This is a genomic window from Streptomonospora nanhaiensis (assembly GCF_013410565.1).
Lineage (GTDB): Bacteria > Actinomycetota > Actinomycetes > Streptosporangiales > Streptosporangiaceae > Streptomonospora > Streptomonospora nanhaiensis.
The window spans coordinates 565,561-587,094 of the sequence record NZ_JACCFO010000001.1; the positions used below are offsets into that span (position 1 = coordinate 565,561).

Sequence of the window (21,534 nt, forward strand, 5' to 3'; positions counted from 1 at the left end):
TGTTGACGCCGCCCACCAGTATGGCCGCGCCCGCCGACATCCCGGGGCGGGGGCCTGCGCGGGGCGTGGCGATCCGGTTCGTCGAGGCGGCCTGGGCGGTGTTGCTTTCGGGCCGGCCCCGCGTCCTGGGGCGGTGGCGGTCGGGCCGGGCGGCGGAGCCGGGCGGGTGGCGGGCACGGCGCCGCGATCCCCGGGGCCGGGGAGAACGCCGACGCCGCCGGGGCCGTCCTCGACTGAGGGGCCGACTCCGGCGGCGATCGCGCGGATGCTGCCCGAGGAGGGCGGCGGGCCGCCCGGCGGGCGGCGAGGCCCTTCGGGCCACGGGCCCCGGGGCTCAGTCGGCGGCCTGGGGCGGTGGCAGGCGGTGCAGGCGGGTGAACAGGGTGATCCACTGGTCGGGGGAGACCTCGGCGACCAGGGCGTCGCGGGGCACCCCGGCCGCGGCCAGGGCGGCGTCGAGGCGGCGGGCGGGTGCGGCGGTGCGCAGGGAGGCGCGCAGGCTGCCGCCCACCCCGGTGAACCCGGTCTCCACCAGGCGGCGGTAGTCGCCCAGCGCGCGGGCCGGGAGCAGGGGGCGGGGGCGGCGCCGCAGCAGCAGCACCGCCGAGTCCACGCGCGGAACGGGGGTGAAGCGGTCGCGGCTGATGCGGGGGCCCATGCGCCAGGAGAAGTGGGGCCAGTGCAGCACGGTCAGGCGCGACCAGCGGCCGAACCCGCCGGTGCGCTTGCGGGCGTACTCCAGTTGGGTGATGAGGGTCGCGGTGCGCAGGGCGGGGGCGGCCAGGCACCAGTCGACGATGTCGGCGGTGATGGCGTAGGGGATGTTGCCCACCACGTGGAAGGGCGTTGAGGGCGGGTGGGCGGTGCGGAAGTCGGCGCGGACGACGCGGGCGCGGGCGCCGAAGCGGCGGTGCAGCCGGTCGGCCAGGCGGGGGTCGATCTCGTAGGCGGTGAGGTGGGCGCAGGCGGGCAGGAGGTGGCGGGTGATCATGCCGTCGCCGGCGCCGACCTCCACGACGGTGTCGGCGGGGCCCACGCCCGAGGCGCGCACGAGGGTGCGGGCCGCGGCGGGGTCGGTCAGGAAGTTCTGGGAGTAGCGGCGGCGGTTGCCGGTGCGCCGGCCGCGGTCGGCGGAGGTGGTGCGGGGTGCGCGGTCGCGCGGTGTGCGTGCCATGGCGGGTCCGTTCAGCCGGCCCCGGTGGGGCGGCGGATAGGACGGGCGGCACGGCGGCACGCAGCGGGGGCGCGCGTCAGGGCGCGCCGGGTGTGCGGCGGTGGTCCGGGCCGCCCGTCCGATGAGCAGGGACGGGACGGGGCCCCGGACCGGGGGAAGGCAGGCACGCGGGCGCCCTGGCGTGCGGGCGCGCGCGGGGCGCGTCAGGCGCGGCGGGGTGCGGGGGCGGGTGCCGTGGGCGGGCTCAGGCGCGCGGCGCCGTGCCCGCCTGCCGCGCGCGGGGGCGCGGCGGCGGTGTCATGCCGGGGGCACCCTAGCCGCGGGTGCGTCGATGCGGCCGGTCCGGGGTTGCGGACCGGTGGCGGAGCCGGCGCGAGGGCGCCGCGGGCCACCGGGCGGCGGAGCGGCGCAGGAAGATCGCGTTGATTCCCATAACGCCGGGCAGGCTATCGGCCGCAGGTCAGGGCGGACAACCGGTTTTACGGGCCGGGGCGCCGCCGGGCGTTCACCGTCGTTTCACCGGGGCGCCGGCGGTGGTTGGGCGCCGGTTGGGGGCGGGTGTGCAAGTCTGGCGCGCGTTCTCAAGGTCGGCGCCGGCCCGCGTCCCGGGCCGCGCCGCCCCCTTTTGTTGTTCTTCTTCGCGCACCGTCGCGCACGTGAGGATGGCCGATGGCCGAGCAGAGCGCCGCCGACTCCGCCTATACGCGCCTGGGCGAGCTGGGTGCGGAGGTCTACCACCGCCCCCGCGCGCAGGGGCCCCATGAGCTTCCGGTGGCCGCGCTGGTGGTGCAGCCTCCCGGCGCCGACGCGCGCCCATTTGCGGCGGCTGCGGGAGGAGTTGGGGGCGCGGGGCACGGTGGTGGTGGCCGACGAGCACCGGCTGGTGCGGCGGAGCCGCTACTGGGCGGCGCTGGGTGAGCCCGCCCTGGCCATGGAGCTGGCGCGGGACTGGGGCGCGGCCATGGTGGAGGGCGCCAGGCAGGGCACCCTGTCCGAGCGCGAGCGCGCCGTCTTCGCCGCGCAGGTGCGCGAGGCCACGCGGGGGCGCTCCACGCCCGAGACCGCCGAGTACGTGCGCGCGGTGGCCGAGGGGCGTCCCGCCGAACTGGGCGGCGCGGTGGGCGACGGGGTCGCCCGCGACCTGGAGGCGCGCTGGTCGGCTGAGGGGTTCAGGGCGCTGGACGTGCTGATGCGGCGGTTGGCGCGCGCCGATGCCTCGGCGCGTGCCGATGCGATCGTGCGGGCGGCCCGCGAGCAGCGCCACCAGGTGGTGCGGGTGGTCGACGGCTCGGCGGAGTCCATCGCGGCCGCCCGCGGCAGCCTGACCGACCACCGCACCGGCCTGCCCGAGTACTCGGGCCGCTGGAGCGCGGTGCTGCCGCGCGAGCGGGTGGCCTGGGCGGCGGCCGCCGAGCAGGAGTTGGGCGATGCCGACGCCCAGGGGCGCGCCCCGCGCATCCCCGACGTCCACGCGTTCCACATCAGCGCCTGGCCGCTGAAGACGCTGCCGACGCCCTACACCAACGGCGACCACCGCTTCGCCGGGGCGTGGTGGCGGGCCGAGCTGGTGGCGTCGGGGCGGGCGCTGCCGTTTCGCTCCAGTACGGGGGCGACGCTGGCCGCGCACAAGGACCTCCCCGCTGAGGCGGTGGCCTATGCGGAGCGCCAGCGCGAGCGGATGTCGGTGGCCGACCGGCACTACGTCACCTCGGTGATGCGCGAGATCAACCGGCGCCTGGAGGCGGGCGAGGCCGTGTTCATGGACGCGGGGACGCGCGCGGCGGTGGCGGCCTCGGCCCGCCGGGGGCCGGCTCAGGGCTTGCGCCAGGCGGTGCGCGGGCGGGTGGTGTCGGTGGCGGGGCTGGGGCCCAGTCCGCGGCGTTCGGCGCCGCGCCCGCCCGAGTCCCGCCGGGGTTCGGCGCGCTAGCGCCGCGCCGCTGGCCTCCGCCGCCGACCTTTTTGGAGCCTGACGTTGAGTGGTGCCGAGGGACCCGCGGGGACGGTCCCCGAGGAGGCCGAACCCGCCGACGACCACGCCGGCGCGGCCGCGTACTACGCGGGGCGCGACCGGATCGACGCGTGGTCGGGCGGTGCCTGCGCCAGGTGCGGGCGGCCCGCGGCGCCGGCGACGGGGCGGCGGAGGAGGCGCGCGCGGCGTTGGGCCGGGCGCTGGTCGATGCGGCGCGGCTGGAGGAGGCCGACGCCGCCGGGGACACCGCGGGGGTGGCCGCTATCGCCGCGGCCTACGCGCCGGGGCCGGGCGCCGGCTGAGGGCGCCTGGCGGGGGCGCCTCATGCGCGGGCCCGCTCCACGGCTTTGCCCAGGAGTTCGGCGGCGGCGTCCACGGCGGCCATCAGGGTGGGCGGTTCGGAGTCCAGGTGGGCGCAGACCTCGTCGATGTGGCGCAGCCCGGCGGCCTCCAGGAGCCGTTTTTCGTTGGTGACCCAGCGGCGGCGGGCGGCCATCACCGCGTGGGCGGCCTGGGCGGCGGCGGTGGCCAGGGCGCCCAGGGTGGGGGCCAGGTGCCCGCGCTGGGCGTGGGCGGTGCGGGCGTAGGCCAGTTCGAGTTGGGCGGCCTGCCACCAGCGCTGGGGTGCCTGGCGGGCGAGTTCGTCGGGGTAGTCGGGGCGGGGCAGGCGGCCGTGCAGGACCTCGGCGCCGGCCAGTTCGGCCACGACGATGTAGGTGGGCACGCCGGCGCGGTGGAAGGCCAGGTGCTCGATGTCGAAGCGGCCTTTGGCGGCTTCGGCGATGCGGTAGTCGACGTCGTGGAGGTCGCGGTAGTGGACGTCGACGTGGCGGCCTTCGACCTGCAGCCAGGCGCCGCCGTTGAACACTCCGCCGCCCCAGGAGCCGATGTCGAAGACCTCGCCGGGCCAGCCCAGGGCCCGCAGGTCGGCGGGGTCGAAGCGGTGGCGGTAGTAGAGGGCGAAGTCCCAGTCGCTGTGGGGGGTGTGGGTTCCGGCGGCGCGGGAGCCGCCCAGTGCCACCGCCTGGACGCCGGGGAGCCCGGCCAGGGCCTGGGCGATGTGGTCGCGGAACTCCGTGTCGTCGCTGAGCGCCATGGGGGCACGTTATCGGACGGCGGCGCCCTATGCTGATCGGCGTGCTAGAGGAGATCGCGGCGACGCGGTATGTGCTGCCGCTGCGCGAGGGCGGGTCGCTTCCGGGGCTGGTCGAGGCCGAGGACTGCGGCATGTACGTGGTGAAGTTCGTGGGTGCGGGGCAGGGCCGCAAGACGCTGGTGGCCGAGGTGATCGCCGGTGAGCTGGCGCGGCGCCTGGGCCTGCCGGTGCCGGTGCTGGCGCTGGTGCGCGTGGACGCGGTGATCGGGCGGGGTGAGCCCGATCCGGAGGTGCAGGAGCTGATCAAGGCCAGCGGCGGGCTGAACCTGGGGGTGGACTTCCTGCGGGGGCGCTGGGGTTTGACCCGCTGGTGTTTGAGGTGGACGCCGAGCTGGCGGGGCGGGTGCTGTGGTTCGACGCGTTCATCGGCAATGTGGACCGGACCTGGCGCAACCCCAACATGCTGGTGTGGCACGGGCGGCCTTTTCTGATCGACCACGGGGCCTCGCTGATCTTCCACCACAACTGGGCGGGGGCGGCGCGGGCGGCGGCGCGGCCCTATGACGCGGCCGACCATGTGATGGCGTCGCTGTCGCCGGATGTGGCCGCGGCCGAGGCGGAGTTGCGGCCGCGGGTGAGCGCGGAGCTGCTGGAGGAGGTCGTGGGCCTGGTGCCCGATGTGTGGTTGGAGGGTGAGGAGGGGTTCGGCTCCCCGGCGCGGGTGCGGGAGGCCTATGTGGGGCATCTGCTGGCGCGGGCGCGGGAGCGGGCGTGGGTTCCGGAGGTGGTCCGATGAGCCGGGGGGCCTCGGGGGAGCGGTCGGTGTTTGAGTACGCGCTGGTGCGGGTGGTGCCGCGGTTGGAGCGGGGGGAGCAGGTCAACGCGGGGGTGATCCTGTACTGCCAGGCGCTGGGGTTTTTGGGTGCGCGGTGTGTGGTGGACGAGCCGCGGCTGCGGGCGCTGGACGCGGGTGTGGACGTGGGCGGCGTGGGGCGGGCGCTGGAGGCGGTGGAGAAGGTGTGCGCGGGGGGCGCGCAGGCGGGTCCGGCGCGGGCCGAGGACGCGGGGCGGCGGTTTCGGTGGTTGACGGCGCCGCGCAGCACGATCGTGCAGCCGGGTCCCATCCACACGGGGTTGACCGCGGATCCGGCCGCGGAGTTGGAGCGGTTGCTGGAGCGGCTGGTGCGCTGAGCGGGCCCGCTGGGGTCGGGCCGGCTCAGCGCGGGGCAGGGTCAGGCGCGGGCCAGGGCGCCGAGGTGGCGGCGGCGGGCGGCCAGGACGGTGGCGGCCGCCAGGCAGCAGGCGGCGCCCAGCAGGTAGGGGGCCCAGGGGGTGAGGGCGGCGCCCAGGGTGGTGGCGACGAAGGGCGCGGCGGCGCCGCCGATCCAGCGGACGAAGTTGTAGCCGGCCGAGGCCACGGGGCGGGGGGCGTCGGAGACCTCCATGGCGGCCTCGGTGAAGGCGGTGTTGCACAGGCCGATGGGCACGCCGGTGGCGATCACGGCGGCGATGAGGGCGGGCGGGGTGTCGGCGGCGACGCTCACGGCGATGGCGGCCTGGGCCAGCAGGAGCAGGGCCAGGGCGGTGTGCAGCAGGGGGACGGTGCCGATGCGGCGCTGGAGGCGGGGTGCGGCCACCACCGAGGACAGGGCCACGCACACGCCCCAGGCGAAGAAGACCGCGCCGATGCCGTAGGCGCCCATGCCCAGGACGAACGGGGTGAAGGCCAGCACGGTGAAGAACGCGAAGTTGTAGAAGAGCGCGGTGGCGGCGGTGGTGGCCAGGCCGCCGTGGGCCAGGGCGCGCAGGGGGTCGCCCAGGCGGGTGGGGCGGGCGGGTTTGGCGGGGGCGCGCAGCAGGAGCGCGATGAGGAGGAACCCGGCGGCCATGAGGGCGGCGGTGCCGAAGAAGGGGGCGCGCCAGTGCCAGTCGCCCAGCAGCGCGCCGACCAGGGGGCCGGAGGCGATGCCCACGCCCAGGGCGGCCTCGTAGAGGACGATGGCGGCGGCCGTGCCGCCGCTGGCGGCGCCGACGATGACGGCCAGGGCGGTGGCGATGAACAGGGCGTTGCCCAGTCCCCAGCCGGCGCGGAAGCCCACCAGGGCGGTGACGGTCTCGGAGGTGCCGGAGAGGGCGGCGAAGACGACGACCAGGGCCAGGCCGGTCAGGAGGGTGGCCTTGCCGCCGATGCGGCTGGAGACGGCGCCGGTGATGAGCATGGCCAGGGCGGTGACCAGGAAGTAGCTGGTGAACAGCAGGGAGACCTGGGCGGGTGTGGCGGCGAGTCCGTCGGCGATGGAGGGCAGGATGGGGTCGACCAGGCCGATGCCCATGAACGCGACCACCGCGGCGAAGGCGGTGGCCCACACCGGCAGCGGTTGGCGCCAGGGGCTGGGTGCGGGTGCGGGGCGGGCGCTGGGGTGGGTGGTGGTCATGCGGGGCGGTGGTCCTTGCGGGTGGGGCGTGTGGTGCGGGTGGTGCGGGGGCGGGGCACCGAACCCACCATATGTTTAGCTTCGCTAACTAAGCAAGGCGGGGGCCTGCGGTGATGGCTCTGCGCGACGGTGTGGTGGCCAAGCTCACCCCGCGCGGGCGCCGATGGGGGCGTGGAATTGGATGGCGCGGGCGGGCGGGGGCGTTGCAGCCTGCGGGCGCCGCCCCCCGCGGGCGCCCGTTGCCAGTGGATGTGCCCACGAGGGAGGAGTTGTTCGCGTGACCACCAGCGCCCCAACACAGGAGTCCGCGCCGCCCCGGCCGCCCGCCCCGCCCGCGCGCCGCGCGGCGGCCCTGCTGGTGCTGGTGCTGGGGGCGCTCACCGCCACCGGGCCGCTGGCCACCGACCTCTACCTGCCCGCCTTCCCCCAGATCGCCGCCGACCTGGGCGCCCCCCAGGCCCAGATCCAGCTCACCCTCACCGCGATCATGCTGGGCCTGGCCCTGGGCCAGCTGCTGATCGGCCCCCTCAGCGACGCGCTGGGCCGGCGCGGGCCCCTGCTGGCGGGCCTGGCGGTGTTCACGCTGACCTCGTTTCTGTGCGCGCTGGTGGACTCCGCGCCGCTGCTGATCGGGCTGCGGTTCGTGCAGGGCGTCGCGGGGGCGGCCGGGGCGGTCATCGCCCGCGCGGTGGTGCGCGACCTGTTCGAGGGCGACGACGCCGCCCGGTTCTTCTCGCGCCTGATGCTGGTCACGGGCCTTGCGCCGCTGCTGGGCCCGGTGCTGGGCGCCCAGCTGCTGCGGCTGGGCCCCTGGCAGCTGAGTTTCGTGGTGCTGGGCGCGGCCGCGCTGGCCAGCCTGGTCGTGGTGGTGTTCGGGCTGCCCGAGAGCCTGCCGCGCGAGCGCCGCGCCGAGCTGAACCTGGCGCGGCTGGGCGCCACGGCCGGGCGCCTGGTGCGCGACGCCGCCTTCGCCGGGCCCGCCCTGACGCTGGGCCTGAGCTTCGGCATGATGTTTACGTATATTTCGTCCTTCTCGTTTGTGTCCCAAAGCGAGTTCGGCGCCAGCGGGCAGCAGTTCGCGCTGATCTTCGCCGTCAACACGCTGGGGCTGATGGCGGGCACCCAGGTCAACGCGCTGCTGATCGGCCGGGTGGAGACCTCGCGCCGGCTGGCGGCGGGCCTGGCCGGCGCGCTGGTGTCGGTGGCGGTGCTGGGGGCGCTGGCGGTGGGGGGCCCGGCCGGGGCCGGGGCGCTGGTGGCGCTGACCGCGGTGTTCTTCGTGATGATGTTCAGCGTCGGGTTCGTGTTCCCCAACGCCACCACGCTGGCGATCTCCAGCCAGCCGGCGTCGGTGGCCGGGACCGCCTCGGCGCTGATGGGGTCGCTGCAGTTCGCGCTGGGCGGGGGCGTGTCCTCCCTGGCCGGGCTGACCGCCACCGGCGAGCCGAGCCTGGCCAGCATGGCCGTGGTGATGGGCGGTGTGGGGGTGGCCGCGGCCCTGGCCTTCGCCGTGACCGCCCGCTGGTCGCGCCGCGCGGCCGCGAAGGTCCGATGACCCTCTCAGCGGGTGAGCGGCCCGCCTGACCTGCCGCGCCGCCGTTCGCGCGCGGGCTGCCGCAGGGTTGCCTGCGGGTGAGGATTGCGTGCACAGTAGGGCGCTGTGGCGCGCGCCCCGGCGCGCCCGGTGGGCGGTGGAGGAGTGGTCAAGGGCATGGCGAAGTCGCCGCGCGGCGCGGCCCCACAGCGGTTGCGGGGATTGGGCGATCTGGCCTACCACCACGGCGACCAGGCCCCCCGCCAGGAGGTCTACCTGCGCCCCGGGCCCCAGGGCGAGCCGCAGGCCGTGGGCGCCCGGGAGTTCGTCGCCGAGGTCGCCGCGGTGGCCAAGGGCCTGATCGGGGTCGGTGTGGCCGCCGGCGACCGCGTCGTGATCGCCGGGGTCACCGGGTACGCGGCGGCGGTGCTGGTGCAGGCGGTGTGGGTGGCCCGCGCCGTGGCGGTGGTGGTGGAGCCCGCCGCCTCGGCCGCGCGGCTGGCCGAGGTCCTGCGCGACTGCCGCCCGGCCGCGGTGGTGCTGGGCGACGGCCGCCACGCCCAGGCGGTGGCCCGCGCCGGGCGGGAGCTGACCGACCTGGCGCGGGTGTGGCGCCTGGACGAGGAGGGCCTGGCGGCCCTGGCCCGCCCCGGCGCCTACATGGACTCCACCGCCGTGCGGTTCCGCCGCGAGGAGCAGGACCACGGCGACCCCGCCGCCATCGTCTACCCCCCCACCACCACCGGGCAGGTGCGCGGCGCGGTGCTCACCCACGGCGCGCTGCTGGCCGGCGCCCAGGCCGCGCTGGAGCGCCTGGCCCCCGCCCGGAGCCGGGTGGAGGACGGCGCGGTGCCCACCGTCCTGGTGGAGCTGCCCCTCAGCGGCGCGGCCGGGCTGGTGGCGCTGGTGGCCTGCGCCTTGGCGCGGGCGCGCGTGTGCCCGGTGGAGCGCGGCGCGAACGAGGACGCCCTGCTGCGCGCCGCCTCCCCCCACGTGGTGGTGTGCCGGGGCCGGCTGCTGTCGCGGCTGTACGCCCGCGAGCGGGCCATCGCCCATGAGACCAGCTGGGACAACCTCAACGCCTTCACCACCGCCACCGACCTGGCGGTGCAGTTCGACCAGGCGCCCCGCAAGGGGCCCTGGCGGCGGGTGTCGCGGGCGATGTATGAGTGGATGTACTCGCGCATGCGCGAGGCCCTGGGCGGGCGCGCGGTGCTGGTGGTGTGCGCGGCCGGTACCGCCGAGCCGTGGCTGGACCACTTCTTCAACGGCGCCGGGGTGGAGCTGGTGCAGGCGTGGGGCACCGACGAGTCCGGCGGGGTGGTGGCCGCGGGCGTGCCGGGCCGCCGCCGCGGCGCCACGGCCGGGCCGCCCCTGGAGGGCGTGGAGGTGCGCCTGGCCGGTGACGGCGAGGTCTATGTGCGCGGCCCCGGGGTGTTCTCCGGCTACTGGGGCGACGAGGCCGCCGGGCGCGCCGCCCGCTGGGAGGACTGGGTGGCCACCGGGGCGGTGGCCGGTCTGGACGAGGCCGGGCGGCTGGTGCCGGGGCGGCGGCTGCGCCCCCAGGCCGCGCCGCTGCCCGCCGCGCCCCGCCAGGCCCGCCGCACCGCCCCGGCCGGGCCCCCGCCGGCGGCGCCGGCCCCCGAGCAGGTGCCCGAGCCGGCCCGGGTCTGGGAGCGGCGGGTGTGCGCCCACCCCCTGATCGCCCAGGCCATGGTGATCGCGCGCGGCCGCCCCTACCCCGCGGCGCTGCTCACCCTTTCGGGCGACCAGCTGGAGTACTGGCGGCTGGTCAACAACCGGCCGCTGGCGTGGACGCGCGAGGAGCTGGTGATGGACGCCGAGCTGGCGGCCGAGGTGCGCGGCGCGGTGGTGGAGGCCAACGGCGCGGTGGAGCCGGCGTGGGCGGTGCGGGCCTTCCACGTGCTGGCCGAGGAGTTCAGCCCCACCGGGGGGCTGGTGCTGCCTGATGGGCGGCTGCGCCGCGACGCGGTCCTGCGGGCCTTCGCCGAGGAGATCGAGGGCCTTTACCGCAGCCCCCAGCCTGGCCGCTGAGGCGCCCGGGCTGGGGGCGGTGCGCGGCGGGGCGCCCGCACGGCATCATCGGGTGGGGGCCCCGCCGCGCGGGGTCCGCCGCATTCGACGAGGAGGGCGCCATGGGCGCTGGCGGGGCCCGGCCGCCCGGGCGGGCGCACACGCCCGTGCTGGCGGCGGCGCTGATGGGCGTGGTGGCCGGATCAGGGCTGCTGGTGCTGGCCGTGTTCGCGCTGGTGGGCGGCCTGGTGGAGGGGTGGGGGCCGGTGGAGTGCGGCGGGGAGCCCATGACCCGCGAGCACCTCTGCCACGAGGGCGCCGAGCCCCGCGGGTATGAGGAGGTCGCCCGCGAGCACGCCGCCGCCCTCACCGACGGCGCGGGCCTGGCGCTGGGGGCCGGTGCGGCCGGGGCCGCCGCCGTGGGGGCGGGCGGTGCGGTGCTGGTGCGCGAGCGGCGCCGCCACGACGAGCCGGGCCTGTTCCTGCGCCCCGAGCACCGCCGCGCCCCGCGCTGCGCGTCCTGCGGCAACTGCACCGCCTGCGCCTTCGCCTGCTGGTGCGGCTGAGGGGCGCGGGCGGCCGGGGGCGCTCAGGCGGCGGCCAGGGCCAGTCGGACGCTGGAGTAGACGATCAGCACCGCCAGCACCGCGAAGACGACCCGGTACAGGCAGCAGCCGGCGGGGGTGGGGTGGGTGTCGGGGTCCTCGAAGCGGGCGGAGACGTAGCGGCCCAGCCGGCTGCGGGGGGTCAGGACGAACGCCGCGCACAGCACCAGCAGCACGGCGTCCAGCAGGAGGATCGAGACCGGCACGGGGACTGGGACGCGCGCGGGCGCCGCCCGGTTCCCCCGACCTGACGATGTGGGGCCCGGGTCACTGGTTGAGGTAGGCCAGCACCGCCAGCACCCGGCGGCTGTCGTCGTTGGAGGGCGGCAGGTCCAGCTTGGTGAAGATGGAGTTGATGTGCTTGGACACCGCCTTGTCGGTGATGAACAGCCGCCCGGCGATCGCGGAGTTGGAGCGGCCCTCGGCCATCTCGGCCAGGACCTCGCGCTCGCGGGGGGTGAGCTGGGCCAGCGGCCCGGCGTCGCCGTGCTTGGCCAGCAGCTGGGAGATCACGGCGGGGTCCATGGCGGTGCCCCCGGCGGCCACGCGGCGCACCGCGTCGATGAACTGGCCGATGTCGAAGACGCGGTCCTTGAGCAGGTAGCCCACCCCGCCGGTGTCGTCGGAGAGCAGTTCGCGGGCGTAGAGCTGCTCCACGTGCTGGGACAGCACCAGGATGGGCAGGCCCGGCACGGTGCGGCGGGCGCGGATGGCCGCCTGCAGGCCCTCGTCGGTGAAGGTGGGCGGCAGGCGGACGTCGACCACGGCGACGTCGGGGCGCTGCCCGGTCAGGGCGGCCAGCAGGTCGGGGCCGTTGTCGACGGCGGCCACCACCTCGAACCCGTGGGCCTGGAGCAGGCGGATGAGCCCGTCGCGCAGCAGGGCGAGGTCTTCGGCGATCACGACGCGCACAGCGGCTCCCGCGGTGGTGCGGCCCGGCGCGCGCGGCGCCCGGGCGGAAGGGGTGAGGGGACGGCGGCGGAGCGCCCCCGCGCAGGCGGGGTCAGCCGGCGGGCGGGGCCTGCGGCGCCGCACGCAGCGCGCAGGGCAGCTCCATGGTGACGATGGTAGGCCCGCCCTGGGGGCTCACGCACGACATGGTGCCGTCGAAGGCGCTGAGGCGGCGGCGGATGCCCTGGAGGCCGGTGCCGGCGTCGGGGTCGAGGCCGCCCACGCCGTCGTCGCCCACGATGACCACCATGCGCCCGCGCCCGTGGTTGATGCGCACCCAGGCGCGGTCGGCGTTGGCGTGCTTGGCGGCGTTGGTGAGGAGTTCGGCCACCGCGAAGTAGGCGGCCGACTCCACGGGGTCGGCCGGGCGCCCGGGCAGGTCGATGTCGACGGTGATGGGCAGGTGCTGGGTGATGGCCAGCGCCCGCACCGCGCCCTCCAGGCCGCGCTCCACCAGCACCGGGGGGTGGATGCCGCGTACGAGGTCGCGCAGTTCGGTGAGGGCCTGGCGGGTGGTCTCGCGGGCCTCGGTGAGCATGCGGCGGGCGAGGTCGGGGTCGGCGGCAAGCATCTCCTCGGCCATGCCCAGGCTCATGCCCAGCGCCACCAGCCGCGCCTGGGCGCCGTCGTGCAGGTCGCGCTCGATGCGGCGGACCTCCGAGGCCTGGGCGTCGATGGTCTCGGCGCGGGAGGTGGCCAGGTGCTCCACCCGGGCGGCCAGCCGCGCGTTCTCGTTGGGCGCCAGCAGGCGGCGGTTGAGCAGGGCGTAGGCGTGCATGGCGGGCGGGGTCAGCAGCCAGAACAGGGCGAACAGGGCGGTGGCGGTGACCAGGGCGGTGTAGGCGTCGGACTGGCCGGCCACCGGGTGCAGCGCGTACCAGGAGTCCTCCCACCGCCACAGCCAGACGTAGAGCACCGCCTGCACGGCGTGGGCGAGCAGGGTCAGGGGCAGGGCCGCCAGGGTCAGGCCCAGGGTGGCGTTGGCGGCCAGCCAGATGTAGTCGCGGCGGGCGGTGGGGTCGGCCAGGACCACGCTCATCTGGGTGCGCAGGCGGGTGTCGGGCAGGGGGCGGTAGCCGGGGTCGGGGACGGGGCCGTCGGCCAGGAGGTGGCCCAGCAGGCGGCGGTGGGTCTGGGCGTGGCCGCGCAGCAGGCGGGTCAGCGCCAGCAGCAGCGGCAGGCCCACCCAGATGGCCGACAGGCTGGCGGCCGCCAGGCTCAGGACGGTGAGCACGGCGCTGGCGGCGGCGTGGGCCACCAGCAGCAGCGACCACACGAACAGGACGAATCTGTTCGCGGGGCGGTGGTCGGTGCGTGCCATGGCGGTCCTTCGGGCGGAGGGTCGGGGCGGGGCGCGGTGCCCCTGCTCCATTGTGCGGGGTGGCGCGGGGTGCGCGCAGTGGTGCCAGGTCCCTTGTGGAGGGTGGAGCGGTGTGGTGGCGGGCACGCGCCGCCGGGCGCAGGCGCCGAAGGCGGGGGGCAGGGTGCGGGCGCGCGTGTGCCGGCCGCGCTGGGCGCGGCCGGCACACGCGGGGCCCCGGTTGGGGCGGCGGGCCGTTAGGCCCAGCTCATGTCGCTGGCGTAGGGCAGTTCCTTGACGCGGGTGTCGGCGTTGGCGTTGAGCGCGTCGCGCAGCTGGGTCCAGGCGGCCTTGGGGGTGTTGTCGGTGCGTTCGCAGCCGCCGCGCTGGGAGCAGGCGGTGTGCTGGGCCAGCGCCCCGGCGAAGCGCAGCGGGCCGTCGGCGTGGACGTGTCCCCAGTGGCTGACGGCGGCCCACTGGCGGGCCTGGATGCCGTCGGTGCGGTAGATCTGGGGGATGGCCAGGACGGTGGGCGCCGCCCCGCCGGCGGTGTAGTGGACGTCGGCCAGGTCCCAGCCGTTGTTGCAGGCGGTGGTGCCGGTGGCCGAGGTCGGGCAGCCGTCGGCGGAGTTGGCGGCGTAGAGCGTGCGCTGGGTGGCGCGGGTGTAGGAGCCCACCCAGGACCGCGCCCAGGAGGGGGTGGACCAGGAGGGTTCGGCGTCTACGGCGCCGGTGACGGTGACCGCCTTGTTGTCGGCGCGCTGGGCGGCGGCCTCGACCACGCGGGCCCAGGCGGTGCCGGCGGCGGCGCCGGAGACGCCGCCGTCGTCCTTGTTGTTGACGCCCAGCGCCAGCAGGGCGGTGGTGTCGCCGGTGCGGCACTGGGCGAAGGAGTCGGCGTAGGCGGCGGCGACCTGGGGCACGCGGTCGGTGGAGGTGCGGGCGGCGCCGGTGGAGGCGGTGGTGCCCGGGGGGCGCAGCAGGTCGCCGTCCTCCTGGGTGCCTAGGAACAGGATGCGCAGTCCGTCGCGGTTTTGGCGGGCGTCGGCGCAGCCGGCGTCGCGGGCGGTGCGCAGGTCGGCCTCGGAGCCGTCCAGCTCCAGGTAGCGGCTGTCGGTGTGGCCGGGGTAGTCGGGTTGGGCGGCGGCGTGGGCGGGGGCCGCGGCGGTGTGGGACAGGGCCAGGGCGGCGGCCAGGGCGAGCAGGCGCGCCGGGGCGGATACGGGCATGGCGTTCTCCTCGGGCTGTGGGCGGGGCGTTCCCGAGGCCATTGAGCCGCGCTCCGGCGCGGGGGGCACGTACCCCCGGGTTCGGGCGGTTCCGTGACGCAGTGTGCGCAACGGGGTGAATGCGGGTGCGCCGGGTGATCGCGCAGGGCGTGCGGCCGATGCGGCGGGCGGTGGGGGTCAGCCGTTCGCGTGGGGGGCGGGGCCCTGCTCCCGGTAGACCAGGAGCTGGTAGCCGGGCACGCTGGCGACGTTGAAGGCGTGGAAGTCCACGCGCAGCAGGCCCCGGGCGGGGTGGCGCAGCACCTTGGTCTCGTGGGTCTTGGGCGCGACGTCGTGGCGCGCCCACAGGCCGGGGAACTCCGGGCTCTCGGCGTTGAGCCGGTCGAGCAGCTCGGCGAGCCGGGCGGGGGTGGCGGCGAAGTCGGCGCTGGCGCGCAGGTTGGCCACGGTGGCCTCGGCCGAGGCCCGCCACTCGACGAAGAATGGGCGGCCCTGGGGGTCCAGCAGGACCATTTCCAGCAGGTTGGCGGTCTCGGCGAAGCCGGAGAACAGCTCCTGGGCGCGGGCGTTCATCGCCACGACGTCGAGCACCGGGTCCAGCACGATCGCGCCGGAGTCAATCCAGGAGTTCATCAGGTCCAGCAGCGGGGCGGGCACCGGCTGGACGGTGGCCTCCTCGCCCAGGCGGTGGGCCGCGCCGGCCAGCGAGTACAGGTGGCGCTCCTCGGCCTGGGTGAGCCGCAGCGCTTGGCACAGGGCGGCCAGGACCGCCGCGGAGGGGCGGGTCTCCTTGCCCTGCTCCAGCCGGCGGTAGTAGTCGGTGCTCACCCCGGCGAGCGCGGCGACCTCGTCGCGGCGCAGGCCGGGGACACGGCGCTCGCCCGCGGCGGGCATCCCCACGTCCGCGGGGGCCACCTTGGCGCGGCGGGTCATGAGGAATCCGCCCAACTCGGTGCGCGGCATGCGCCGATTTTACCGAGGGCCCCGGCGCGCGGGGGGCCGCGGCGCTATCCCCCGGTTCGCACGGGGCGGCCCCACGCTGGTGGACATGAACACAACGCAGAGCAACCAGTCCGACGCACGTATCGTCTCCGCGAGCCCGCTCGCCGGACGCGTGGCCGTGGTGACCGGCGCCTCCAGCGGTATCGGCGAGGCGACCGCCCTGCGCTTGGCCGAGCTGGGCGCGAAGGTGGCGCTGCTGGCCCGCCGCGGCGACCGGCTCGACCAGGTCGAGGACCGGGTCCGCGCCGGCGGGGGCACCGCCCTGGCGCTGCCGACCGACGTCACCGACCGCGCCGCCGTCCAGGCGGCCGCCGAGCGGACCGCCGAGGAGCTGGGCCGGCCCGACCTGGTCTTCGCCAACGCCGGTGTGCAGCTCATCTCGCCCATCACCGACCTGGCGACGGCCGACTGGGACGCCCAGATCGACCTCAACGTCAAGGGCGTCATGAACACCGTGCAGGCGTTCGTGCCGTCCCTGGAGGCGGCCGCGGCCGAGGGCCGCAGCGCCGACCTGGTCCTGACGTCCTCGATCGCCGCCGTGCGGATCCTGGAGGGGTTCCAGGTCTACTCGGCGACCAAGGCCTACGTCACCCAGCTCGCCCGGCTGCTGCGCACCGAACTGGGCCGCAAGACGGTCCGGGTGGCGGTGGTGGAGCCGGGCATGGTCGACACCGAGCTGCCCGACCACGTCACCGACCCGGCGGCGAGCGGGCTGATGGCCGACCTCCTCTCCCGGATCGACGTGCTGAGGCCCGAGGACGTCGCCGAGACGGTGGCCTTCCTGTGCGCGGTGCCCCGGCACGTCAACCTGACCGAGATCACCCTCCTGCCCACCGAGCAGGTCGTCTAGGGGCCGCTCGGGCGGGTGGCGCCGCGGGCGCGGCCGCGGTGGGCGGCGACCTTGTGCCGGTTGCCGCAGCGCTCCATCGAGCACCACCGCCGGTTGCCCGGGCGCGAGGTGTCCAGGAACAGCAGGAGGCAGTCGGCCGCGGCGCACTCGCGCACGCGGCCGGCCCGCGGGGAGGCCACCACGTCGATGGCGTCGCGCGCCAGCGCGCCCAGCGCCTGGGTGCCGCTGATGGGCAGCTCCCAGGCGCGGGCGCGGGTGGCCGGGTCGATGCGGGGGCGGGGGGCGGCCCCGGCGGCGTCGTTGAGGGCGCGCAGGTGTTCGGGGCGCGCCGGGCGGCCCGCGGCCAGGTCGCGCGCCAGCGGGTGCAGGGTGTCGCGCAGCCGCTTGACCTCGCGCAGCTCCATGGGGCTGATGCGCAGGTGGGCCGGTGCCAGGCGCACCGGGGCGCCCAGGCGGCTGCGGGGCAGCCAGGCGGCGAGGTCGGCGGGGCTGTGCAGGATCTCGTAGCGCTCGTAGGGGCCCGGGCCCCCGGTGAGCAGGATCTCCAGGAACAGCGTGCCGGCGTCGAAGCGGTGGCGCTGCCCTTGGGGGGAGGTGAGGAGTATGCCCGCGGCCATGTAACCACTATAGTCGGTGTCGGTAACCGGTTAAGGCGGTAGAGGTGCTGCGCGCCGCGGCCGCAAGGAGGGGGAAGCACCATGGCGCCTGTGGGCAGGACGCGCGACGCGGGGTACCAGATCGGCGTGTCCACCACCCTGGACGCGCCGCCCGAAGCCGTGCTGGGCGTGCTGGCGGGTGCGCGGGGGCAGGAGTGCTGGCTGGGCGAGGGCGCCCGGGTGGACCTGGAGGTCGGCGCGGTCTTCTCCGCCGCCGACGGCTCCACCGGCGAGGTGCGCGGCCTGGGGCGCGGCGAGCGGATCCGGGTGCGCCGCCGCCGGCCCGACGGGCGCACCACCACCCAGCAGGTCGCCGTGGCGCGGCGGGGCGCGCGCACGGTCATGGTGCTGCACGAGGAGGGCCTGGAGTCGCCGCGGGAGCGCGAGCGGCGCCGCGCCCACTGGCGCGGGGTGGCCCACCGGCTGGTTGGCCTGGTGGAGGAGGCCGCCCGCACGGCTGCGGGCGCCGGCGGCTGAGGCGGTGCGGGCCGGTGCGGCGGTCGCCTCACGGCGCAGGGCACAACGCGGCTCCGTGGGCCGTCCGCGCGGCCGGGTGACCCGGCCCGCGGACGCGGTATTCCGCGAAGGCATTGTGTGGAGCCCGGGGGACACTTTCTACCGCACCGGCCCGCACCCCGCACAACACCCCGCCGACCGGCGGCTATTCCCGCCCGCGCCGGGCGATCGGTCCCGCCCCGGCGGACGTGGGCGCGCTGCGCGCGGCGCCGATCCGCGCCGAATTCGCGAGACTCGCGGTCTCCGGTTTCCCGTGCAATGCCGCAACCTGTGATGATTCACAGTGTGTGGCGTGAACTGATCCGTGAACTGTACCCGGAGGCCGAACTGGCCGACCCGGCCGAGGAGGCCGCCGTCGCCGAGATCGAGAAGGCGCTGGCCCTGCCCCTGCCCTTCGAGCTGGCCTCGCTGCTGCGCGAGTGCGACGGGGTGTACAACGAGTACGGCGACGCGGTGGTGTGGACGGCCGAGCGGCTGGTGGAGGACAACCTCGCCATACGCGGCGAGCCCGACTACCTGGAGCTGTACGCCCCCTTCGACGAGATGATCTTCTTCGGCGACTCCGACATGGGCCCGCAGTTCGCCTACGTCCACACCGACTACGGCCCCGGGATCGTGGTGTGGGACCACGAGACCGACCGCCGCCGCCTGGTCGCGGTCTCCCTGCGCGACTACCTGGTGCGCTGCCTGACCCAGGGCAACGGCTGGTTCCGCTAACCCCACGATGAGGCCACAGCCGATGGGGTAACGCGCGTCTCAGCGGCCACGTGCGCGGGGGAGGGGGAGGGCGGCGTCCGACCCGCCGCCGAGGACCTTCCAGAGACGGCGGCGCGTTGCGGTGGACCGTTGGCGTCAGCGTGCGCCGGGGCGCATCGCGGCCGCGGTGCCCGCCGCAACCGCCAGCGCGTCGGTGAGCGGCCGGTCGAGCAGTTCCGCGAGATCGGGGCTGGAGTTGCGGAGGAACCCGTGGCGCACGCTGGTGGCGATCGAGGCGAGCATCGGCGGCTGGAACGGCGGCAGCGCGCCGTCGGCGAGGAGCCGGGCGCGGTAGTCGCCGAGCCCGATCGCCCGGTGGGCGACGGCGAGGCGCTCGGCGACGTCACCGGCGGTGACCGGGTCGCCGACCAGGTCGTAGGTCGTGGCGGCGTGCGCGGTCGGGTCGCCGGCGACGATGGCCGCGGCCGCGGCCAATTCGCGCCGCGCTGGAGCTGCCGGAAGCGCCGCGCGCCGTTCGCGAGCTCGACGATCACGAGTGGTGCCCGCCCTCGGCGGCAGCCGAACACCCGCCGCAGGGCAGCGCCGCCTGGACTTCGACGACCCCGCCGCTGCTGACGCTGACCGTGCGCCGGCTGGAACCCGACGGGCTGGTGCTGCGGACCGTCTACCCCACTGTGCCCGCCCAGGTCGACTACCGACTCACCGAGACCGGCGCGAGCCTGCCCCACCTCGTCAGGGCAATGGCCGAGTGGTCGCTCGAGCACCGAGACGCCATCGCCCACGCCCGCCGGGCTTACGACGCGCGGTATCCCGACAGCGGGATCCGATGACCGTCGGCGCCGCCGACGTCATGGCCCGCGCCAGCCGGCCCGCCGCGGGGCGGTCTTACGGAATCGGTTTGACCTGCGACTTTGTGCTATTTTGCGAAGGCCGCCCCGGGCAGCCGGGGTGGCGCAGAGCACACCGCAGCCGGCCCCAAGAGCGAGATTCACACCACCATGCCTGAGCCCTCCATCCCCCAGGAGCCCGCCGACCAGCGCGTGCGCGTCCAGGGCGAGCCCGTCGAGTCCTTCCCCGAGATGGCGCCCGAGGCCATGCGCGGGCGGTCGCGCGCCATCACGGTCGTGGGCGAGGATGTGCTGCACCGGCGCAACCGCGACGTCGCCCCCGAGCAGTTCGGCACCCCCGAACTCGCCGCGCTCGTGGACGACATGTTCGCCACGATGTACGTCGCCGAGGGCGTGGGGCTGGCCGCCAACCAGGTCGGTGTGGACCTGCGGCTGTTCGTCTACGACTGCCACGACGACGACGGCGTGCGCCACGTGGGCCACGTGTGCAACCCCGTGCTGGCCGAGCGCGACCCCGAGGACAGCCCCCTGGTGGTCGACAACGAGGGCTGCCTGTCGGTGCCCGGACCCCACGCCGAGGTCCCCCGCGCCGAGTACGCCGCGGTGCGCGGGTTCGACCGCGACGGCAACCCCGTGGAGGTCGAGGGCACCGGCTACTTCGCGCGCTGCCTGCAGCACGAGACCGACCACACCCTGGGCCGCCTCTACATCGACCGCCTCGGCAAGCGCCCGCGCCGCAAGGTCCTCAAGCAGATGGAGGAGATGCGCGAGGAGGTGTTCGCCCGGCGCGAGGCCAACGCCGCCAAGCTCGCCGAGCAGCAGGCCGCCGCCGGGGCCTCCGCCGCCGAGTCCTGAGCGCGCCGGTGCTGCGGCCTCAGCGGGTGGCGGTGGCGATGTAGTAGTCGACCAGGCCCTCCTCGTAGGCGCGCAGCCAGTTGCGGCTCCACACGTCGCGGTACTCGGTCTGGGCGATCCAGGCGTCGAAGCGGCGCCACACGCGGGGGCCCACCGACTCCGCGGCGGCGTCGGCGAACCCGGCGCCGCGCAGCACGGCGGTGAAGTCGTCGACGGCCACCACCACGTCCACGCCGTTGCCGAAGGTCTCCAGCAGGGCGGTGGCCCGCGCCCGGGCCGACTCGGCGGTGAGGAAGAAGACCGCCACCGCCAGGCGGCCCCCGGGGCGCAGCACGCGGTGGGCTTCGGCGGCGAACGCCGGCAGGTCCTCGAAGTGCTGGGCGGCCTCCACCGAGTACACGGCGTCCAGGGCGGAGTCGGCCAGGGGCAGGCGGGCGGCGTCGGCCCGCGCGAAGCGCAGCGGCGCCGCCGCGCCCGGGCGGGCGTGGGGCACCCGCCGGCGCGCCCGGTCCAGCTGCTCGGGGGAGAGGTCCAGGGCCACCAGCGCGGCCGGGGCGAACTCCTCGGCCACCAGCGCGGCGCCCACCCCCAGCCCGCAGCCCACCTCGGCCGCGCGCCGGCCCGGTCCCAGGTGCGCGCGGCGGGCGACCTGGCGGTACATCTCCTGCTGGCTGGCGGTGCGCTCGGCCGTTGTGGGCGTGGAGTGGGGCCCGCCGGGCGGGTCGGCCCAGTAGCCGAAGTTGATGAAGCCGCCGGAGAACAGGGTCAGCGAGGACAAATCGTTGGCGCCGTACATGGCCGAGCGGAGGGCCTGCCGCGCGGCGGCGCCCTCGTCGCGCCGGGCGGCGCGCGGGGGGTCGGGTTCCACGACAGGGGCTGTGCCCGTCCGCGCCGCACCGGAAACCGCGCCTGGGCGGCCGCCGGGCGCGGGCGGTCAGGCCGGGCGCAGGGGTTCGCCGGGGACGAGGTGGTGGGTGAACCCGAGCGCGGCCAGGCGCTCGGCGGCCCGCCACGCCTCCTCGGGCACCTCCACGGGCGCGCTCCAGCCGCGGCGGGCGTAGACGGCCAGGCGCTGCAGGTCGCCCACCAGGAAGTGCGCCAACTCCTCGGCGGTGTGGCCGGGGTCGGCGCAGTAGCCGGTGTAGCCGCCGGGAAAGCAGGCGAAGGTCCAGCGCGGTGAGGGCCAGTGCACGGCGGCGGTGGCCAGCGCCCGCTGGGCCATGTAGGGCTTGGCCGTCACCACGGCGGCGCGCACCGGGATCTGGGCGGCCTCCACCAGGGCGCGGCTGCGGGTGAAGTTCTCCCCGGTGTTGGTGGCGCCGGTCTCCAGCAGCAGCGCGGAGTCGGGGATGGGCGCGGCGGCGCGGGCGGCGTCGGCGAAGACGTGGGCCTCGGGGCGCTCCCAGCGCGGGGTGCGCCCGTCGCCGCCGGTGCGCCGGCCCCGGTCGCCGGAGATCACCACCAGCGGGGCCGTCCCCCGCTGCCACAGCCGCGCGGCGTGGGCGGCCACGCGCACGTCGTGGCTGCCCAGCACCAGGATCAGGTCGTGGCCGGCGCCCGGCTCGGGTTGGCGCGCCGGGCGGGTGTGGAAGTCCCACAGCACGCGCGCCAGGGTGTGGGCCTCGCCGTCCAGCTCCCGCAGCACCTCGCTCACGCCCGCCAGCCTAGGGTGTGCGGCGCGGCGGATGCGCGGCGGCGTGGCCGGTTCGGGCCCACCGGGTGGGCCGGCGGCGGTAGTCTGCCTGCTGCGGCGGCGCCGGGCA

Annotated in this window: 23 protein-coding genes and 1 pseudogene; 12 read left to right on the plus strand and 12 right to left on the minus strand. The window is 76.5% G+C overall.

The window, feature by feature from the left end; all coding sequences use genetic code 11:
- Nucleotides 1-334: 334 nt before the first annotated feature.
- Nucleotides 335-1,174 (minus strand): ErmE/ErmH/ErmO/ErmR family 23S rRNA (adenine(2058)-N(6))-methyltransferase, encoded by an 840-nt coding sequence (erm, locus tag HNR12_RS02265; RefSeq protein ID WP_179765888.1) that lies wholly within the window; start codon nucleotides 1,172-1,174, stop codon nucleotides 335-337.
- Nucleotides 1,175-1,934: 760 nt separating this feature from the next.
- Here erm and HNR12_RS02270 point away from each other — a divergent pair.
- Together HNR12_RS02270 and HNR12_RS02275 are read left to right on the plus strand one after the other, a co-directional pair.
- Nucleotides 1,935-3,101, plus strand: a complete 1,167-nt coding sequence (locus HNR12_RS02270) for a hypothetical protein (protein ID WP_179765889.1) — start codon at nucleotides 1,935-1,937, stop codon at nucleotides 3,099-3,101.
- 152 nt (nucleotides 3,102-3,253) lie between these two features.
- Nucleotides 3,254-3,445: a hypothetical protein gene (locus tag HNR12_RS02275; RefSeq protein WP_179765890.1), complete on the plus strand. Its 192-nt coding sequence runs from the start codon at nucleotides 3,254-3,256 to the stop codon at nucleotides 3,443-3,445.
- Nucleotides 3,446-3,465: 20 nt separating this feature from the next.
- Here HNR12_RS02275 and HNR12_RS02280 read toward each other — a convergent pair whose 3' ends face one another.
- Complete coding sequence (locus HNR12_RS02280) at nucleotides 3,466-4,239, minus strand: nucleotidyltransferase domain-containing protein (RefSeq protein ID WP_179765891.1); 774 nt, start codon at nucleotides 4,237-4,239, stop codon at nucleotides 3,466-3,468.
- A 29-nt stretch (nucleotides 4,240-4,268) separates the two neighbouring features.
- Here HNR12_RS02280 and HNR12_RS02285 point away from each other — a divergent pair.
- Nucleotides 4,269-5,035: pseudogene (locus HNR12_RS02285) on the plus strand (HipA family kinase).
- On the plus strand, nucleotides 5,032-5,430 hold the full coding sequence (locus tag HNR12_RS02290; protein ID WP_179765892.1) for a DUF3037 domain-containing protein: 399 nt from the start codon (nucleotides 5,032-5,034) through the stop codon (nucleotides 5,428-5,430). Before HNR12_RS02285 ends, HNR12_RS02290 begins: the two are co-directional and overlap by 4 nt.
- A 41-nt stretch (nucleotides 5,431-5,471) precedes the next feature.
- Here the strand turns inward: HNR12_RS02290 and HNR12_RS02295 are convergent, their stop codons facing one another.
- Nucleotides 5,472-6,674 (minus strand): MFS transporter, encoded by a 1,203-nt coding sequence (locus HNR12_RS02295; RefSeq protein WP_179765893.1) that lies wholly within the window; start codon nucleotides 6,672-6,674, stop codon nucleotides 5,472-5,474.
- 277 nt (nucleotides 6,675-6,951) lie between these two features.
- On the opposite strand from HNR12_RS02295, the gene HNR12_RS02300 reads away from it, so the two are divergent.
- The 3 genes from HNR12_RS02300 to HNR12_RS02310 all read left to right on the plus strand — a co-directional run bounded on the left by HNR12_RS02300 (nucleotide 6,952) and on the right by HNR12_RS02310 (nucleotide 10,808).
- On the plus strand, nucleotides 6,952-8,229 hold the full coding sequence (locus tag HNR12_RS02300; protein WP_308118598.1) for a multidrug effflux MFS transporter: 1,278 nt from the start codon (nucleotides 6,952-6,954) through the stop codon (nucleotides 8,227-8,229).
- Nucleotides 8,230-8,385: 156 nt separating this feature from the next.
- Nucleotides 8,386-10,263 (plus strand): AMP-binding protein, encoded by a 1,878-nt coding sequence (locus tag HNR12_RS02305; protein ID WP_179765895.1) that lies wholly within the window; start codon nucleotides 8,386-8,388, stop codon nucleotides 10,261-10,263.
- A gap of 101 nt (nucleotides 10,264-10,364) precedes the next feature.
- Nucleotides 10,365-10,808, plus strand: a complete 444-nt coding sequence (locus HNR12_RS02310) for a hypothetical protein (protein WP_179765896.1) — start codon at nucleotides 10,365-10,367, stop codon at nucleotides 10,806-10,808.
- A gap of 23 nt (nucleotides 10,809-10,831) precedes the next feature.
- On the opposite strand, the gene HNR12_RS02315 is transcribed toward HNR12_RS02310, so the two are convergent.
- From HNR12_RS02315 to HNR12_RS02335, 5 genes are all read right to left on the minus strand, one after another.
- Complete coding sequence (locus HNR12_RS02315) at nucleotides 10,832-11,053, minus strand: hypothetical protein (RefSeq protein WP_179765897.1); 222 nt, start codon at nucleotides 11,051-11,053, stop codon at nucleotides 10,832-10,834.
- A 61-nt stretch (nucleotides 11,054-11,114) separates the two neighbouring features.
- Complete coding sequence (locus tag HNR12_RS02320) at nucleotides 11,115-11,759, minus strand: response regulator (RefSeq protein WP_179765898.1); 645 nt, start codon at nucleotides 11,757-11,759, stop codon at nucleotides 11,115-11,117.
- 91 nt (nucleotides 11,760-11,850) lie between these two features.
- Nucleotides 11,851-13,119: a sensor histidine kinase gene (locus tag HNR12_RS02325; protein ID WP_179765899.1), complete on the minus strand. Its 1,269-nt coding sequence runs from the start codon at nucleotides 13,117-13,119 to the stop codon at nucleotides 11,851-11,853.
- A gap of 236 nt (nucleotides 13,120-13,355) precedes the next feature.
- Nucleotides 13,356-14,327, minus strand: a complete 972-nt coding sequence (locus HNR12_RS02330) for a hypothetical protein (protein ID WP_218901840.1) — start codon at nucleotides 14,325-14,327, stop codon at nucleotides 13,356-13,358.
- A 177-nt stretch (nucleotides 14,328-14,504) separates the two neighbouring features.
- A complete protein-coding gene (locus tag HNR12_RS02335) occupies nucleotides 14,505-15,290 on the minus strand; it encodes a helix-turn-helix transcriptional regulator (RefSeq protein WP_246424983.1) in 786 nt (261 codons plus the stop codon).
- Between the two features lie 85 nt (nucleotides 15,291-15,375).
- Between HNR12_RS02335 and HNR12_RS02340 the strand changes: the two genes are divergently transcribed.
- On the plus strand, nucleotides 15,376-16,179 hold the full coding sequence (locus HNR12_RS02340) for an SDR family oxidoreductase (protein ID WP_179765900.1): 804 nt from the start codon (nucleotides 15,376-15,378) through the stop codon (nucleotides 16,177-16,179).
- Here HNR12_RS02340 and HNR12_RS02345 read toward each other — a convergent pair.
- Nucleotides 16,176-16,796 (minus strand): CGNR zinc finger domain-containing protein, encoded by a 621-nt coding sequence (locus tag HNR12_RS02345; RefSeq protein WP_179765901.1) that lies wholly within the window; start codon nucleotides 16,794-16,796, stop codon nucleotides 16,176-16,178. The two genes, HNR12_RS02340 and HNR12_RS02345, sit on opposite strands and share 4 nt — an antisense overlap.
- A gap of 90 nt (nucleotides 16,797-16,886) precedes the next feature.
- On the opposite strand from HNR12_RS02345, the gene HNR12_RS02350 reads away from it, so the two are divergent.
- Both HNR12_RS02350 and HNR12_RS02355 read left to right on the plus strand, forming a co-directional pair.
- Nucleotides 16,887-17,312, plus strand: a complete 426-nt coding sequence (locus tag HNR12_RS02350) for an SRPBCC domain-containing protein (protein ID WP_217782759.1) — start codon at nucleotides 16,887-16,889, stop codon at nucleotides 17,310-17,312.
- Nucleotides 17,313-17,624: 312 nt separating this feature from the next.
- The gene (locus tag HNR12_RS02355; protein ID WP_179770344.1) at nucleotides 17,625-18,068 is read left to right on the plus strand and encodes an SMI1/KNR4 family protein; all 444 of its coding nucleotides are present in this window, start codon (nucleotides 17,625-17,627) and stop codon (nucleotides 18,066-18,068) included.
- A gap of 135 nt (nucleotides 18,069-18,203) precedes the next feature.
- Here HNR12_RS02355 and HNR12_RS02360 read toward each other — a convergent pair whose 3' ends face one another.
- Nucleotides 18,204-18,542 (minus strand): hypothetical protein, encoded by a 339-nt coding sequence (locus tag HNR12_RS02360; protein WP_217782760.1) that lies wholly within the window; start codon nucleotides 18,540-18,542, stop codon nucleotides 18,204-18,206.
- A gap of 176 nt (nucleotides 18,543-18,718) precedes the next feature.
- On the opposite strand from HNR12_RS02360, the gene HNR12_RS02365 reads away from it, so the two are divergent.
- Nucleotides 18,719-18,898, plus strand: a complete 180-nt coding sequence (locus tag HNR12_RS02365) for a winged helix-turn-helix transcriptional regulator (RefSeq protein ID WP_308251359.1) — start codon at nucleotides 18,719-18,721, stop codon at nucleotides 18,896-18,898.
- A gap of 168 nt (nucleotides 18,899-19,066) precedes the next feature.
- Entirely contained in the window at nucleotides 19,067-19,771 is a 705-nt protein-coding gene (gene def, locus HNR12_RS02370) for a peptide deformylase (RefSeq protein ID WP_179765903.1), read from the plus strand.
- A 19-nt stretch (nucleotides 19,772-19,790) separates the two neighbouring features.
- Here the strand turns inward: def and HNR12_RS02375 are convergent, their stop codons facing one another.
- Nucleotides 19,791-20,639, minus strand: a complete 849-nt coding sequence (locus HNR12_RS02375; RefSeq protein WP_308118679.1) for a class I SAM-dependent methyltransferase — start codon at nucleotides 20,637-20,639, stop codon at nucleotides 19,791-19,793.
- 66 nt (nucleotides 20,640-20,705) lie between these two features.
- Nucleotides 20,706-21,425, minus strand: a complete 720-nt coding sequence (locus tag HNR12_RS02380) for a YdcF family protein (protein WP_308118678.1) — start codon at nucleotides 21,423-21,425, stop codon at nucleotides 20,706-20,708.
- Between the last annotated feature and the right edge of the window lie 109 nt (nucleotides 21,426-21,534).